Origin of the sequence: Bacillus sp. 3G2 (assembly GCF_044324725.1) — a bacterium.
Classification (GTDB): domain Bacteria; phylum Bacillota; class Bacilli; order Bacillales; family Bacillaceae_G; genus Bacillus_A; species Bacillus_A mobilis.
The window spans coordinates 4,487,736-4,503,444 of sequence record NZ_CP172246.1 but is presented as its reverse complement, the minus strand read 5'-3'; the positions used below and the strand labels follow the sequence as shown (position 1 = coordinate 4,503,444).

Below are 15,709 nucleotides of genomic sequence, written 5' to 3'. Positions count from 1 at the left end.
CTGTAAGGTTTGTCGATAGTTATAAGCCGCTTTCTCCAGTAGAGTAAGGAAGGATTAAATTTTATACAAGGAGTTGCTTTATGGGGAACAATATAACAAACAAACGAATTGATGAGTTAGATTACATTCGTGGCTTTGCATTACTGGGGATTATTTTAGTAAATATTCTTGCACTACTTAACATTAAAACTCCAGAACCTAATACAGTGGATGCGAGCTATCAAAGATTTCTATACTTATTTGTAGAAGGTCGTTTCTTCTCAATCTTTTCATTCTTATTTGGAGTAGGATTCTATATCTTTATTTCAAGAGCGATTGCAAAAGGGAAAAATGGATATGTTTTATTTTTAAGACGCGTAGTGGCATTGTTTATTTTTGGATACATTCATCAAATGTTTCAGCCTGGAGAGGCATTAGCGTTATATGCAATTTGCGGGTTAATCGTTTTACCATTTTATAAAGCGAAAAAAGAAGTGAACCTAGTACTAGGGCTTATTTTGACAATTACCTTCAGTGTAATGGGTGCTAAAGAATTTTTACCGCTAGGTCTAATTTTATTAGGGCTTGCTGCAGGACAGTATAAAGTGTTTGAAAATCTTTCAGCGAAAATAAAGCAAGTTGCTATTTTTACAGCTATTATGTTTGTCTTAAGTGTTGTAGCTTTATGGTATCAATATGGGCACGTCCCTGCTGCTCCGTTTGTAAATATGATACTTGAGAATGAGGATGGGACAATGGATGCTGCAAGCCAATTTTTAAAAATTGGTGTGACAGTTGGACCAATTATTTCAGCTTTCTATGTAGGAGCATTAATTTTATTGCTTCAACTAAAACCAGTTCAAACATTGTTAGCGCCGCTGAAATATTATGGCCGTATGGCTTTAACGAATTATATTGGGCAAACTGCAATGATTTTAATCGCAGGAAGTGTATTTAACTTTGCAGAAAACTTAACTTACATGCAGACGTTATATGTATGTATCGCAATTTATGTAATTCAAATTGTATTTAGCGTAATCTGGATGAAAATCTTTAAAATGGGGCCATTAGAATGGATTTGGCGTGTTATTACGTATTGGACGGTAACACCTTTAAAGAAATAAAGAGAGAAGTGGGCTGCTCCTTTTGTGGAACAGCCTATTTTTATTGTTATCTTTTGTCGGTAAGTCGATATATTTTGAAAATCGCTGATAAAAATTCATTTACGAACGAACCTTACACGCGCCCATTTTTTATATTACAAAAGTGTAAGGTAAATGTAATGTTAACAAATAGCAGTTCCCCCCAAAAAAGCGCAAAATAGGTAATGGAAAAACAAGCGTAGGAGGATATATATGACGAAACCAGTTGTAGACGTGAAAAACGTTCAAAAAGTGTACGGTAAAAAAGGTGAGAACCAATCACACGCGTTAAAAGGTGTTTCATTCTCAATTCAAGAGGGTGAGTTTGTAGGAATTATGGGACCATCTGGTTCTGGTAAAACGACATTATTAAATGTAATTTCAACGCTTGATAAAGCAACGGGCGGCGTTGTTGAAATTGCGGGTACGGATATTACGAAAATGAAGCAAGGTGAGCTTTCTGATTTCCGCTCACAAAAATTAGGATTCATTTTCCAAGACTTTAACTTATTAGAGAACTTATCTATTTATGAAAACATCGCACTTCCATTATCTCTGCAAGGTGTTTCATCACGTAATATTGGACCGAAAGTAGAAAAGGTAGCTGATATGTTAGGCATTTCGGCAATACTTCAAAAATATCCATCTGAAGTATCTGGTGGACAGAAACAACGTTCAGCAGCAGCACGTGCTTTAGTGCATGAGCCAGCAATTATTTTAGGGGACGAGCCAACAGGAGCGCTTGATTCTAAAAATGCAGCGAGCTTACTTGATGCGATGACAAACTTAAATCAAGAGCAAGGTGTATCTATTATGATGGTTACACATGATCCGTATAGTGCAAGTTACTGTCAGCGTATTTTATTCATTCAAGATGGTGAGCTATATAAAGAAATTCACCGCGGCGGTACACGTGAAGAGTTCTATAAAGAAATTTTAGATGTACTTGCAGATTTAGGTACACAAAAAGCATAAGGGAGGAGGTCTAGGACATGTTATTCAAACTTTCCATGTCAGGGCTAAAAAGTAAGCTGAAAGATTATATCGTCTTACTTGTCGGCCTTGTCATGTCTATCTCAATTTTTTATATGTTTCAAACGTTAGCGCTGAATAAAGCGTTTATCGAATCTAACTCAGTTATTCAATCAATTGGATTCGTATTCCAAGCAGGTTCATTTTTACTAGCAATCATAACCTTCTTCTATATTTTATATGCGAACTCTTTCTTATTATCGCTTCGTCAAAAAGAGTTTGGTATGTATATGATGTTAGGAGCAAAAAAGCATAAAGTTACATTACTTATGTTTATTGAAACGATAGTATTAGGTGCTGCATCTCTTGCGATTGGTATTACAGTTGGTGTAGGACTTGCAGAAGGTATCGGGCAGTTATTAATGAAACAATTAGAATTTGCTGGTGAAGGCTATAAAGCATTTTACCTTCCATCTATGACTGTTACTTGTATTTTCTTCTTTGCATTATTTGTACTATCAGCAATTATGAATAGTATTAAGTTATCACGTATTTCAGTACTGCAACTTGTACATGCAGATGCACAAACAGAACGTGTTGTAGTAAAAGGAAAAATGACAGGTTTAGTTGCATTCCTAGCGGTTATTTTATTAGGAATTGGTTATGCATCAATGATTTACATGGAAAAACTAAGAGAAATGGGAATCCTTATTGCGTTAATTACAACAACAGCTGGTACTTACATGCTATTTGGATCACTTCTTCCGGTTATTATTAAAAAGTTAAAGAGCAATAAAAAGCGTAGTGAAAAAGGGCTTAACGCTTTTACGTTTGCACAATTAAATTTCCGTATTAATAGTTTAACGAAGGTGCTTGCGACAGTAGCGATGTTAGTTGCTCTTGGAGCTGGTGCAATTTCAGGCGGTATGGCGTTTAAAAATAACGTTATAAAAATGGTTGATGGTTTCGTAATATATGATTCAGTAGTTCATAATCCAACAACTGAAGAAAAGAAAATTTTAGACGGTATTACATTTAAAGAGAAAAGTGAATATCGTTACAAAGTCGATGATAAATACGTTTACTATGTAAAAGAGGATTTAGAAAAAAATCGTCCTTTAGTAAAAGATATGGAAAACATGAAGTCGATGAAGGATTTAGTCAAAACGAAAAAAGTTTCAGAGGAACTACCAGTGGGTGCAGTTTCTAGAGAAATGAATCAAAAAGATGCGAACATTAAAGAACTTCCACAACAATGGGACGAGGCTTTCAGAACAATCGAACCATTCTACGTACATGAAGATCATGCAATCAAAATTGTAGATCAAAAAATGTACGATACTGTAAATGGTAAAGAAGGAATCGTATTTACTGGAAAAACAGATGATTTTGAAGCACACACAAAAGAATGGAAAAAACTTGACGAGTTGCAACTAGATAAATATAAAAATGTAGCAGCTGAAAGATTAGATAGTAAATATCAAGCTTACGACATGTTCTACGGCGTTGCGAGCGGAACAGTGTTTATGGGATTCTTCCTTGGAATTGCGTTCTTAGCAATGATGGCAAGTTGTTTAATGTTCAAAATTCTTTCTGGGGCATCAAAAGATATTACGCGTTATCAAATGCTTCGTAAAATCGGGGTGCGCCGTGAATTATTAACAAAATCAATTTATAAAGAATTATTCTTAGTCTTCTTATTCCCAGCAATTGTAGGTATTGCTCACGTATTAGTAGGTATGAATATTTTCGGATTTATTTTAATCGATCCGTACTTCCGTATTTGGGTACCAATCGTAATTTTCGTAGTTATTTACACGATTTATTACTTCATTACAGTTCAATTGTATAAAGGAATTGTTCTTCCGAAAGAAGATTAATAATAAAAACCGAGCAAAAATGCTCGGTTTTTATTATTTTCAGAAAAAACACTTTAATGTTACTGAAATATATAATATAATATAAATAAGTAACATAATATATGAGTATCAGCAACCGAAAAGTGAAAGGAGGAATCCAATCTATAGAAAGAAGCTGAACTTGTATCCCCTATTTTTTCTACCCACACCGTATTTGTACAATCATAAATTTCCAAATGAAAAATTGTCGTAAAAGTATATTGTGAAAATAATGGATAATACATGGAAATCTCATAGCGTGATAAGGTAAAATGAACAGGATAATGAGAAAATTACCGTTCATAAGATGAGGAGATACATGTATGGAAGTTGTAGAGGCATTAAAAGATATAAGCCAAATTGAGGCTATGAAAAAGTATTTAAAAGAGCACTCGCTGCGAGATTATCTTTTATTTGTTATTGGAATTAACACTGGATTAAAGATTACTGAACTACTTAGTATGAAATTTGAAGAGGTATTAAATGAAGATAAGACTGTTAAAGAGTTCTACTCTCTTCCTGTGAAAGATGAAAAATTTAAACAAGATATTTATTTAAATACAAAAGTAAAAGAAGCCCTTTTAGAGTACGTACAAACTATTAATGCTCAAAGAGAAAATTACGTATTTCAATCTAATAAAACGACAAATTCAATCTCACGCCAACAAGCGTATCGTGTTATTCATAGCGCAGCTGAAGCGGTTGGGATTGTTGGGAAGATTGGAACGAACTCAATGCGAAAAACATTTGGATTTCATGCGTACAAAAGAGGAATAGCAATTGCGTTATTGCAAAAGCATTTCCATCATGCGACTCCATCAGAGACGCTCAAGTATTTAGGAATCTCAAAAGATGAGAAGTTTAAAACAGAGATTGATGTAGATTTGTAAAAGCCGTAACTAAAAACTTTAGGAGGCGGAAAATATGAATATTAGAGAAAGTGAACTACCGGGCATTGGTTGTAAGTTTGAAGTAATTACAAAAGGTAATGAAAAAATGGTTATTGTTATTCATGATGATGGCCGAAGAGAAATGTATCATTTTGATGCGGATCATGATGAGAGTATTTCAAGCATTTCTCTTCGTGATTCTGAAGCGAGACAAATTGCGGCTATATTAGGCGGAATGGTATATAGACCACAAGCGTTAGACACAATTGAGATGGCTTTTGAAGGATTATCAATTGAATGGTTTAAGGTGGAGAATAATGCACCAGTAGTACAACAAACAATTGGTAGCTTACATGTCAGAAAAACATATAACGTAACGATTATTGCTATTTTGAAAAAGAATATGAAGAAATTCTTTAATCCAGGTCCAGACTCTATTATTGAAGCTGGCGATATGCTCGTGTTATCAGGCGCGAGACATGAAGTGAAAAGAATTATTAATGAATTGCTTTCAGCAGGAGGTGATTCCTAATCGATGGATACTTTAATCTTTGAAGTTGGAACTGCGTTAGTATTAGTAGCTTTTGCAGCTATCCTCGCTGCGAAGTTAAAGTTCTCGATTATTCCGTTTCTCATTATACTCGGTATGTTAGTGGGGCCTCATGCCCCGGATTTAGGACTTATCGATTTAAGGTTTATTGAAAGCGGAGAAGTTATTTCCTTCCTCGGCCGTGTTGGCGTCATATTCCTCTTATTCTACTTAGGCTTAGAATTCTCAATAAAAAAATTAATTAAATCAGGAAAATCGATTGCTTTTGGGGGTAGTGTTCATATATCGCTTAATTTCATATTAGGTTTGCTTTATGGATATGTGATGGGCTTCCCCTTGTTAGAAACGTTAATTATTGCTGGAATCATTACAATTTCATCGAGTGCAATTGTTGCAAAAGTAATTGTTGATTTAAGAAGATCTGGTAATAAAGAGACTGAATTAATATTAGGAATCATTATGTTTGATGATATTTTTTTAGCTGTATATTTATCAGTCGTTTCAGGGTTAGTACTTGGGGGCGCAACGTCATTTGTAGGTGCTCTTACATCGGTATTAATTGCAGTAGGGTATATGCTACTATTCTTTGTAATTGCTAGAAAAGCTACGCCGTTTCTAAATAAAATATTAGATATTTCATCAAATGAAATTTTTATTATCGTAATATTCGCTATTTTATTCTTTGTAGCAGGATTTTCAGAAACGATTCATGTTGCTGAGGCGATTGGGGCGCTCTTGTTAGGACTCGTTTTTTCTGAAACAGAGCATAGCGATCGGATTGAGCATCTCGTCGTCCCGTTTCGTGATTTCTTTGGAGCTATATTCTTTTTCAGCTTCGGTTTAAGTATAGATCCGTTTTCACTTGGAGGAGCAGTGTGGTTGGCGTTAGGAGCAGTTCTTATTACACTCATCGGTAATTTTACAGCTGGAATGATGGCGGGACGTAAAGCCGGGTTATCACATAAGGCTTCTATGAATATCGGTTTAACACTCGTATCACGCGGGGAATTCTCTATTATTGTAGCCAATATCGGCATTGCGGGCGGTTTAATGGCAGCGATTAAACCGTTCTCTGCACTGTACGTTTTAATATTAGCATCGTTAGGTCCGTTATTAACGAAAGAGTCTGGGAGAATATACTCTCTATTAGATAAGATATTTAAATGGAGTGCGAAAGAACGTGCGAAGCGAGAAAAAGAAGTTGGGTAGTACAAAATAAAGGGAGACTGCATGAACTTCATGTAGCCTCCCCTTTTTTATATATTGTTACTGATGTCGTTTTTGTCGGTAAGTCGATATATTTTTAAGTGGCAATCAATATAATTTCATTTACCAGCAAACCGTTATCTGAATTTCATCAACTATTAATCAGTTGCCTTCCTATTTAAAAACGAATACAATTTTACTGTTATAGATGAACGAAAAAATAGAATAGGAGGGGAGACTATGCCAAGGAAAGTATGGCTATTAGTAGCTGGGATGATTATTAATGTCACGGGTGCTTCTTTTTTATGGCCTTTTAATACAATTTATTTGCATGATCACCTAGGAAAATCTTTATCTGTGGCCGGAATGGTATTAATGATCAACTCGCTTACTGGTGTAATCGGAAACTTGCTCGGCGGTGTTTTATTTGATAAATGGGGCGGTTATAAATCAACTTTAGTAGGGATTGTCATTACACTCGTATCGATTTTAGGTCTTGTGTTCTTCCACGGTTGGCCGTTATATGTTGTGTGGCTAGCCTTAATCGGTTTTGGTTCTGGAATGGTCTTCCCATCGATGTATGCGATGGTTGGTACGGTTTGGCCAGAGGGCGGAAGACGAGCATTTAATGCGATGTATGTTGGACAAAACGTGGGTATTGCGATCGGAACAGCGTGTGGTGGATTAGTTGCATCGTATCGTTTTGATTATATTTTCTTAGCGAACTTTATTTTATACTTTGTTTTCTTCTTAATTGCTTTTATCGGATTCCGTGGTATGGAAGACAAAAAAGAGCGGGGCGTACAAAAAGAAGTCGAAACGAAAAAAGGCTGGTCGCTTACACCTGGATTCAAAGCACTTCTTATCGTATGTGTAGCATATGCTTTATGCTGGGTTACATATGTACAGTGGCAAGGAGCGATTGCGACTCATATGCGGGAATTAAATATTAGCCTTCGCCATTATAGTTTATTATGGACGATAAACGGAGCGATGATCGTTTGTGCACAGCCACTAGTTAGTATGTTAATTCGCTGGATGAAGCGTTCTTTAAAACAACAAATTATGATTGGGATCGTCATTTTTGCGGCGTCATTCATTGTATTAAGTCAGGCGCAGCAATTTACGATGTTTCTCGTTGCGATGGTAACATTAACAATTGGTGAGTTATTTGTATGGCCAGCAGTTCCGACCATTGCAAATATACTTGCGCCAAAAGATAAGTTAGGCTTTTATCAAGGCGTTGTAAATAGCGCAGCGACTGTAGGGAAAATGTTCGGGCCGGTCGTTGGCGGAGCGATTGTGGATTTATACAATATGGAAGTATTGTTTATAGCAATCATGGTAATGCTTGTAGTAGCGCTTATAGCAACGAGCATGTATGATAAACGAGTAAAAATAGAAGAAACAGTTGAAGAAAAAATTGCAGTTTAGTTTGACGGAACATGTTAACATGTTTTAGAATATATTTAAATAAAACAACCTTTCGAACAAGGGAGATAGCTCGGGTGTCTTAAGACGAATTGGCTAGTTATTCTATAGTAACGATTAACCGAGAAACCCCGCTTTAAAGCTCTTAAGAGACACGAGGCAGAGGGTAGTTCACTTAACTCATATTTGTAATAACAGTGAGAAGGAGTAGTAGTAATAGAAGCTGGTTTAGAGAGTTGACGGTCGGTGCAAGTCAATCCACGTTTCGTTATGAACTCGCCTTTGAGTTGCAGTTGTGAAACTATTAGTAGCAATTGCCGTTAATCCACGTTACGGATCTAAGCGAATGTATATTTGTACATTAATTTAGGGTGGTACCGCGGGAATCTATAACCTCTCGTCCCTTTCTAGGGATGAGAGGTTTTTTGTATTTTGGGCGGTGAAAATAAATAGAATTTCAAGGAGGGTATCTCATGAGCTTTAATCATCAAGATATTGAGAAGAAGTGGCAAGGGTACTGGGAAGAGAATAAAACATTCCGTACGCCAGATGAGACAGAAAAACCAAAATTTTATGCACTAGATATGTTCCCATATCCATCAGGTGCAGGCCTACACGTAGGACATCCAGAAGGTTATACAGCGACAGATATTTTATCTCGTATGAAGCGTATGCAAGGATATAACGTTCTTCATCCAATGGGATGGGATGCATTCGGTCTTCCAGCAGAGCAATATGCACTTGATACTGGAAACAGCCCGGCAGAATTTACAGAGATTAATATTAATACGTTCCGTAATCAAATTAAAGCATTAGGTTTCTCTTACGATTGGGATCGTGAAGTAAATACAACAGATCCAAACTACTACAAGTGGACACAATGGATCTTCCTAAAACTATTTGAAAAAGGTTTAGCTTACGTTGATGAAGTACCTGTAAACTGGTGCCCAGCACTTGGTACAGTACTTGCAAATGAAGAAATCATTGACGGTAAGAGTGAGCGCGGCGGACATCCAGTTGAGCGTCGTCCGATGAGACAGTGGATGTTAAAAATTACAGCTTACGGAGATCGTCTATTAGAAGATCTAGATGAGCTTGATTGGCCAGAAAGCTTAAAAGATATGCAACGTAACTGGATCGGTCGTTCTGAAGGTGCAGAAGTACACTTCAATATCGACGGTACAGACGAGAAATTCACAGTTTTCACAACGCGTCCTGATACACTATTTGGTGCAACATACTGTGTACTTGCTCCGGAACATGCACTTGTTGCTGAAATTACAACAGCGGAACAAAAAGAAGCAGTAGAAGCTTACATTAACGCTGTAAAAATGAAGAGTGACCTAGAGCGTACAGAACTTGCGAAAGAAAAAACTGGTGTATTCACTGGTGCTTACGCAGTTAATCCAGTAAACGGTGAGAAATTACCAATCTGGATCGCTGATTACGTTCTTGCAACTTACGGAACAGGTGCTGTAATGGCAGTTCCAGCTCACGATGAGCGTGACTATGAATTCGCATCAGTATTCAATCTTCCAATGAAGGAAGTTGTAAAAGGCGGAGATATTACGAAAGAAGTGTACACAGGTGATGGTGCACATGTAAACTCAGCATTCCTTGATGGTTTAAATAAAGAAGAAGCAATCGCAAAAATGATTGAATGGCTTGAAGTAACGAGCGCAGGAAATCAAAAAGTAACGTACCGTCTACGTGACTGGTTATTCAGCCGTCAACGTTACTGGGGTGAGCCAATTCCAGTAATCCACTGGGAAGATGGCACAATGACAGCTGTGAAAGAAGACGAATTACCATTAGTTCTTCCGAAAACAGAAAACATCCGTCCTTCAGGTACTGGTGAATCACCACTTGCTAACATTGACGAGTGGGTAAATGTTGTTGATCCTGAAACTGGTAAAAAAGGTCGTCGTGAAACGAACACAATGCCACAATGGGCTGGTAGCTGCTGGTATTACTTACGTTACATCGATCCAAACAACAGCGAAGCACTTGTAGATCCTGAAAAAGTAAAACAATGGCTTCCAGTTGATATTTATATCGGTGGAGCAGAGCACGCTGTACTTCACTTACTATATGCTCGTTTCTGGCATAAAGTATTATACGATATCGGTGTAGTTCCAACGAAAGAGCCGTTCCAACAATTATTCAACCAAGGTATGATTCTAGGTGAAAACAACGAGAAAATGAGTAAATCAAAAGGTAACGTTGTAAACCCTGATGATATCGTAGCAAGCCACGGTGCAGATACACTTCGTCTATACGAAATGTTCATGGGACCATTAGATGCTTCAATCGCTTGGTCTGAAAATGGTCTTGACGGAGCGCGTCGTTTCCTAGACCGCGTATGGCGTCTATTCATTCAAGATAACGGTGAATTAAGTGAGAAAATTACTGATGCACCAAATAAAGAGCTTGAAAAAGCTTACCACCAAACAGTGAAGAAAGTAACAGAAGACTATGCAGAGCTTCGCTTTAACACAGCGATTTCTCAAATGATGGTATTCATCAACGATGCATACAAAGCTGAAACACTTCCAAAAGAATATGTAGAAGGTTTCGTAAAAATGATTGCACCAGTTGCACCTCACATCGGAGAAGAACTATGGAGCAAACTTGGATACAATGAAACAATCACATATGCAAGCTGGCCAACATTTGATGAGTCTAAACTTGTAGAAGATGAAGTTGAAATCGTTGTTCAAGTTATGGGCAAAGTTCGCGCAAAACTAACAATGAGTAAAGACGCATCAAAAGAAGAAATGGAACAACTTGCACTTGAAGCAATTCAAGACCAAATCGAAGGAAAAACAGTTCGTAAAGTAATTGTAGTTCCTGGCAAACTTGTTAACGTTGTTGCAAACTAATTCATTCTAAATAAAAGCTCAGAGTATTTATACTCTGAGCTTTTTTGTGTAGAAAATAATTTCAGGATCCCCTTCATCTAAATTTTCAACTATTCCACTACGTACAAATCCATTCGTATTAAAAACGGCTTGCATACTTGTATTCGATTCGTTCGTCGAAGAAAAGATTTTTTGAGTAGGAGAATGACTTAACATATATGAGATTAACGAGCTTGCATAGCCGTTCCTTCTTTTTGCTGGCGAAACAATAATTAATGAGAGGAAAGTACAACCAAAGAAATTTGTGTCGTATGTTAGAAAACCAGAGATAGAATTTTCTTCTTTTACAATGACGCACCTGCCCTCATTGATAGTGTGTTTAATATAATCTCGTCTACTATCATCTCCGATTACATCAATATCTATATGTAAGATTGCATCTAAATCTTTGATAGAAGCCTTTGTTACGTTTTTCAATAGAAATACCTCCTAGCAGAAATATTTAGTTAATTAATTTTATCATGAATGAAGAAAAAGGAGCGGAATTCCAATACAGACAAACACCTATTCTTCTATAGGAAATATGATAAAAAAGGTAGGCTAAATTGAGTAGAAGAGGTGAAAGGAATGAAAGGGATGGACAATAATGCACCACATGGCTTCTTCGGAGGCGAATCGGACAGTTATACACAAATGATGTTAATGGGAGGAGCTGGCCAACAAGGGTACGGTGGAATTCCGAGCTGGATGGGTGGAGCAGCAGGAGGATTTCCAACATCGGTAGCTGGCATGCAAACTGGAATGCCTACATTAATGGGAGGGTTTTCAACATCAGGGGCTGGAATGCCTACAGTAACCGGCGGATTTCCGACAGCAGTAGCTGGCTTACAGACAGGAATTCCAGTAGGAGTACCAACTACATTTCCTTCTTTCGTTGGAGGAGTGCAGACAGGATTTCCGGTACCGGGAGTAGGTGTTGTAGCAGGCGGAGTAGGTGGTTATCCGCAAGGTGTTCACGGTCATCATGTACACCACCATCATCAAGGCCAACAAGGCCACCATGTACACCATCACCACCAAGGCCAACAAGGCCACCATGTACATCATCACCACCAAGGCCAACAAGGTCATCATGGTCATCACCACCATCACGGACATCAACAACAAGTACATCACCACGGTCACCACCACATTCATCCACAAGCTGTTCTTTACCAAACGCACCAAGGCCAGCAAGGTCATCATGGTCATCACCACCATCACGGACATCAACAACAAGTACATCACCACGGTCACCACCACATTCATCCACAAGCTGTTCTTTACCAAACGCACCAAGGCCAGCAAGGTCACCATGGTCATCACCACCATCAAGGCCAACAAGGTCACCATGGTCATCATCACCACCAAGGCCAACAAGGTCACCATGGTCATCACCACCATCAAGGCCATCAAGGCCAACAAGGTCATCACCATCAAGGACACCAAGGCTATCAAGGTCAACAGAGCCATCAAGGTCAGCAGGGGCAACAACACCAACAATATCAGCAATATCAACAACAGCAACAATCTTCTCCTTGGACAGGTGGAATTGGAGCAGGAGGAGCAGGGGCAGCAGCAGGAGCGGCTAGTATTGGTGGAGCAGCAGGACACGCGGGACATGTGGGTCATTAATGACTTGCAGAAAAAAAGACATAATAAAAAACTGCTAGGAAATCCTAGCAGTTTTTTTCAGCTTCTTGGCGTTGGCGTTCGATTTCAGCACGAAGTTGTGGCTCTGGTGCCTGCCAGCCTTCTGGTTTTAGAATTTTGCCATCGCCTTCGCGGAATCGAGGTTTCCCATCAGGGAATAGCTTTGCCATGTTAGCGTTGTTTACAATTTCAAATCCTTTATCTGGACGTACGCCCATTTCTGCAAACGTTCCGAATGCAAAGTAAATAAGGTCAATAAGTGCATCGTATTGATCTTCAACAGTCGTTGCTTCTAGAAATTCTTCTAGCTCTTCTTGCATAAAGCTAGCACGAATTTTTGCGCGCTCTTCTGTTAGTTTTGTTGGAGTATTTGTCACAGGATGCCCGAATACTTCATGCATTTTCGCAACAAGTTCGTATCCTTTATCTAAACCTTTTTCGTTTGTCATGTTGTTTCATCCTTTCTCGTTTTGTCCGAATCTCATTGTAACATAGGGTGATTATGAAATGAAAAGGCACTGTCTAAAAGTTTTATCTTTTAGTTTAGATAGGGAAAGATTATATCGACTAAACAACAAAATATAACCCATTAAAAAAAGAAAGCCATCCCGGAATACTTTTGGGACGGCCCTGCTCGTTATTCTTCTTTTTTTATTAAAATGGATAAAATAAGATCGATGCCAAATATACCAACGAGTAACATTGGTATAACGACAAGTAAATAACGTGTGAAAGAAACATTTTTTAAGTATGTATGAGCAAATAAAAAGACGCCGAGAAATAAAATACCATTTAAAATAGGCTTTACTAATTTTTTAGACATAAGCTCCCCCGTAAATATCTTCTCTCTCTATTTGGTAATAAAAAACTCCTCTCTCCGTTGTATCATGCTGGAGAGAGGAGTTCAATCATTTCTCATTCAATTACACCAGAATTTGTAATATTTACGGTGTATTTTATATGAACCGGAACATCTTTATACATTTGTCTCCATTCTTCTAATTTGAATGGGCGATAATGTTGTTTATACTTTGCACCTAGCCCGAGAGGATCTACGTTTAAAGATTTAAACTGCTTAATTAATTTGGTAGCCTGTACATCCAATTGTTTTTGGACATTTTTTTCAATGTTTTTTGTGTTCTTGTTATTTTCTAAGTTAATTTGCTTCGATAGTTCTTGAATACGTGCATCAAGATGAACATGAATGAAAAAAGAAGGCTTCCCGTTTTTAATTTTTATATCGTAAGTTGGAACAGAACGAATATTATTAATCATTACGTACGCAGAATCTGTTTTAAATTCGTGTGAATCTAATTTGTGTTTCTCTAATAGTCCTTTAAATATGAACATATCTTTTTTCGCGATTTTACCGATATACTTATCCTTTTTAAAAAGACCAATTCCGTTAATTTTTATTTTATCACCATGTTTCTTTAAAATTGGAATATAGTAGTCTTGCCCTTCTTGGTAATAACGGAATGCTCCTACATGCAGATTATCTGTTGGTAAAGGACCGGTCTCCATATTATGTTCTAACAACTTTTTTATATAAATTGCAACGTTGTATGAAGTCGTATATTTTCCTTTTAAAAGTTCAGTACCATTCCCCTCTAATAAGCCAACATACAAAGCGTTCCCTATATTCACATCTCGAAGTAATGTATCGAATGAAGTAGACATTCCTGTTTTGGCAAGTCTTATCGTATATAGAGCAACACGCATTTGTCCGCTAGCAAAAGGTTGAGAAGATTCTAAAGATGTGTCTGCTTTTACTTGCTTTACCGCATTTGCGCTGCCTTCAAAAACTTGAACTTTATTACCTTTTTTCTGAATGGGACAAACGAATGTCACTTTTACTTTATTATCTTTTGCTACATCAAAAACGGTTCCTTGAATAAGTTGTACATCGTCGATAATATTTTTTTGTAAACATCCAGTTAGACTAAAGAATGTTATACAAGAAATAAGCATTAATTTGCTCGTGCTTTTGATTTTTTCCATTTTCTTTTCACCCACACAATAATAAATAGAATTGGGATGTATACATAAATGAGCCAAAAACTAACTTTTGCTGCATTACTAATAAAATTGTTAATATCGTGCCTGTTTGTTAAAAGTTGTGAAATAATAAGCGTGATAAAGATAAAAGCAATTAAAATACCTCTTTGTTTTACGCGAAATATTTCGTGAGTGCCTCTCATTGCGGCCCATAACGGAAGGATAAAACTTGAAATAATAACGAGTGCATAGCCTGAAATCGCGATATATTCTAGCCTTTCTATGAATGGTAATTGAATGACTTGGGTCATAGAAAGTTGTGACCATATCGTTTTTAACAATTGTTTCTCACTAAAAAACGCAAAGGCTAAAAGGGTACTAAATAAATATAGAAGATTTGAAAATAATGCCCCGTATTGAGCGTATTTATGAGATTGCATAGGTTTTTTCACAAATGGATAAACCATGAGGTAAATCTCAAAGCCTGTCATACTGTAGATTGACAGATTGGCGGCTTTTAAAATATCTGAAAAAGAATGTGTGAATATAGGAAGTAAATTATCCCAATGTGAGTATTTCAAAACGAATGAGCTAAGAATTAAATATCCTAGTGTACCACCAACAGAGATGACGCAAATGCCAGTAATGACACGAAATCCAGAAGAAATAATGTAATAACTAACTAAGCATAAAAAGAGTGTTAACATAAAGGTGGAAGCGGTAGGGAACATCCATACTTGAATAATTTCAACGTATGTTCGAATGACGGAAATGCTGACGATTAAAAAATAAGCCATAAAGATGATGCTAATACCATTTCCTAGCCACTTTCCAAATGTTTGCCGATGTAAATCAATTAAGTTTCCATTTGTTTCTTTTAATAAGACGTACATCATCCATATAAGAATATGGATACCAATTCCTGTGATAATAACTCCTATCCATCCATCGTATCCAGCAGCTTTTGCAATAATCCGAGCGAAACCGAGAACGCCAGCACCAAACTGTGCACCGTGAATTAAGAAGAAAACAAAGGCAGGAGATATTTGATATTTTTCTTGAACTTTACTCATCGAATGCACCTCATTTC

General features: G+C 37.2%; 14 protein-coding genes and 1 other annotated feature. Of the genes, 9 read left to right on the top strand and 5 right to left on the bottom strand.

Annotated features, from left to right (window positions below):
• Positions 1-80 precede the first annotated feature (80 nt).
• The 8 genes from ACHZK0_RS23145 to leuS all read left to right on the top strand — a co-directional run bounded on the left by ACHZK0_RS23145 (position 81) and on the right by leuS (position 10,950).
• Entirely contained in the window at positions 81-1,103 is a 1,023-nt protein-coding gene (locus ACHZK0_RS23145; RefSeq protein ID WP_395760917.1) for a DUF418 domain-containing protein, read from the top strand.
• Positions 1,104-1,334: 231 nt separating this feature from the next.
• Positions 1,335-2,096, top strand: coding sequence for an ABC transporter ATP-binding protein (locus tag ACHZK0_RS23140; protein ID WP_029440190.1), 762 nt, complete (start codon positions 1,335-1,337; stop codon positions 2,094-2,096).
• A 17-nt stretch (positions 2,097-2,113) separates the two neighbouring features.
• Positions 2,114-3,973, top strand: coding sequence for an FtsX-like permease family protein (locus ACHZK0_RS23135; RefSeq protein ID WP_395760916.1), 1,860 nt, complete (start codon positions 2,114-2,116; stop codon positions 3,971-3,973).
• Between the two features lie 341 nt (positions 3,974-4,314).
• Entirely contained in the window at positions 4,315-4,881 is a 567-nt protein-coding gene (locus ACHZK0_RS23130; RefSeq protein WP_395760915.1) for a tyrosine-type recombinase/integrase, read from the top strand.
• 34 nt (positions 4,882-4,915) lie between these two features.
• Positions 4,916-5,413, top strand: a complete 498-nt coding sequence (locus ACHZK0_RS23125; RefSeq protein ID WP_113935778.1) for a cation:proton antiporter regulatory subunit — start codon at positions 4,916-4,918, stop codon at positions 5,411-5,413.
• Between the two features lie 3 nt (positions 5,414-5,416).
• Positions 5,417-6,640, top strand: a complete 1,224-nt coding sequence (locus ACHZK0_RS23120) for a cation:proton antiporter (RefSeq protein WP_395760914.1) — start codon at positions 5,417-5,419, stop codon at positions 6,638-6,640.
• A 237-nt stretch (positions 6,641-6,877) separates the two neighbouring features.
• Complete coding sequence (locus ACHZK0_RS23115; RefSeq protein WP_395760913.1) at positions 6,878-8,071, top strand: MDR family MFS transporter; 1,194 nt, start codon at positions 6,878-6,880, stop codon at positions 8,069-8,071.
• Positions 8,072-8,256: 185 nt separating this feature from the next.
• Positions 8,257-8,476, top strand: a binding site (T-box leader).
• 65 nt (positions 8,477-8,541) lie between these two features.
• Positions 8,542-10,950: a leucine--tRNA ligase gene (leuS, locus tag ACHZK0_RS23110; protein WP_262740201.1), complete on the top strand. Its 2,409-nt coding sequence runs from the start codon at positions 8,542-8,544 to the stop codon at positions 10,948-10,950.
• A 27-nt stretch (positions 10,951-10,977) separates the two neighbouring features.
• Here leuS and ACHZK0_RS23105 read toward each other — a convergent pair whose 3' ends face one another.
• Positions 10,978-11,406, bottom strand: coding sequence for a GNAT family N-acetyltransferase (locus ACHZK0_RS23105; RefSeq protein WP_270605966.1), 429 nt, complete (start codon positions 11,404-11,406; stop codon positions 10,978-10,980).
• Between the two features lie 150 nt (positions 11,407-11,556).
• On the opposite strand from ACHZK0_RS23105, the gene ACHZK0_RS23100 reads away from it, so the two are divergent.
• Complete coding sequence (locus ACHZK0_RS23100) at positions 11,557-12,603, top strand: hypothetical protein (protein ID WP_395760912.1); 1,047 nt, start codon at positions 11,557-11,559, stop codon at positions 12,601-12,603.
• 44 nt (positions 12,604-12,647) lie between these two features.
• Here ACHZK0_RS23100 and ACHZK0_RS23095 read toward each other — a convergent pair whose 3' ends face one another.
• The 4 genes from ACHZK0_RS23095 to ACHZK0_RS23080 form a co-directional block, all read right to left on the bottom strand.
• On the bottom strand, positions 12,648-13,070 hold the full coding sequence (locus ACHZK0_RS23095) for a hypothetical protein (protein WP_000180554.1): 423 nt from the start codon (positions 13,068-13,070) through the stop codon (positions 12,648-12,650).
• A gap of 188 nt (positions 13,071-13,258) precedes the next feature.
• Positions 13,259-13,444: a hypothetical protein gene (locus tag ACHZK0_RS23090; protein WP_000038779.1), complete on the bottom strand. Its 186-nt coding sequence runs from the start codon at positions 13,442-13,444 to the stop codon at positions 13,259-13,261.
• 92 nt (positions 13,445-13,536) lie between these two features.
• Positions 13,537-14,622: a Ger(x)C family spore germination protein gene (locus ACHZK0_RS23085; protein ID WP_262740198.1), complete on the bottom strand. Its 1,086-nt coding sequence runs from the start codon at positions 14,620-14,622 to the stop codon at positions 13,537-13,539.
• Entirely contained in the window at positions 14,592-15,692 is a 1,101-nt protein-coding gene (locus ACHZK0_RS23080) for a spore germination protein (RefSeq protein ID WP_262740197.1), read from the bottom strand. The genes ACHZK0_RS23085 and ACHZK0_RS23080 overlap by 31 nt, the downstream gene beginning before the upstream one ends.
• Between the last annotated feature and the right edge of the window lie 17 nt (positions 15,693-15,709).

What these genes read in the sequence shown, in the direction of transcription:
- ACHZK0_RS23120 (WP_395760914.1), top strand. Translation starts at nt 5,417, where the DNA reads ATGGATACTTTAATCTTTGAAGTTGGAACTGCGTTAGTATTAGTAGCT.
- ACHZK0_RS23135 (WP_395760916.1), top strand. Translation starts at nt 2,114, where the DNA reads ATGTTATTCAAACTTTCCATGTCAGGGCTAAAAAGTAAGCTGAAAGAT.
- ACHZK0_RS23095 (WP_000180554.1), bottom strand. Translation starts at nt 13,070, where the DNA reads ATGACAAACGAAAAAGGTTTAGATAAAGGATACGAACTTGTTGCGAAA.
- ACHZK0_RS23100 (WP_395760912.1), top strand. Translation starts at nt 11,557, where the DNA reads ATGAAAGGGATGGACAATAATGCACCACATGGCTTCTTCGGAGGCGAA.
- ACHZK0_RS23145 (WP_395760917.1), top strand. Translation starts at nt 81, where the DNA reads ATGGGGAACAATATAACAAACAAACGAATTGATGAGTTAGATTACATT.
- ACHZK0_RS23115 (WP_395760913.1), top strand. Translation starts at nt 6,878, where the DNA reads ATGCCAAGGAAAGTATGGCTATTAGTAGCTGGGATGATTATTAATGTC.
- ACHZK0_RS23140 (WP_029440190.1), top strand. Translation starts at nt 1,335, where the DNA reads ATGACGAAACCAGTTGTAGACGTGAAAAACGTTCAAAAAGTGTACGGT.
- ACHZK0_RS23085 (WP_262740198.1), bottom strand. Translation starts at nt 14,622, where the DNA reads ATGGAAAAAATCAAAAGCACGAGCAAATTAATGCTTATTTCTTGTATA.
- ACHZK0_RS23125 (WP_113935778.1), top strand. Translation starts at nt 4,916, where the DNA reads ATGAATATTAGAGAAAGTGAACTACCGGGCATTGGTTGTAAGTTTGAA.
- leuS (WP_262740201.1), top strand. Translation starts at nt 8,542, where the DNA reads ATGAGCTTTAATCATCAAGATATTGAGAAGAAGTGGCAAGGGTACTGG.
- ACHZK0_RS23130 (WP_395760915.1), top strand. Translation starts at nt 4,315, where the DNA reads ATGGAAGTTGTAGAGGCATTAAAAGATATAAGCCAAATTGAGGCTATG.
- ACHZK0_RS23090 (WP_000038779.1), bottom strand. Translation starts at nt 13,444, where the DNA reads ATGTCTAAAAAATTAGTAAAGCCTATTTTAAATGGTATTTTATTTCTC.
- ACHZK0_RS23080 (WP_262740197.1), bottom strand. Translation starts at nt 15,692, where the DNA reads ATGAGTAAAGTTCAAGAAAAATATCAAATATCTCCTGCCTTTGTTTTC.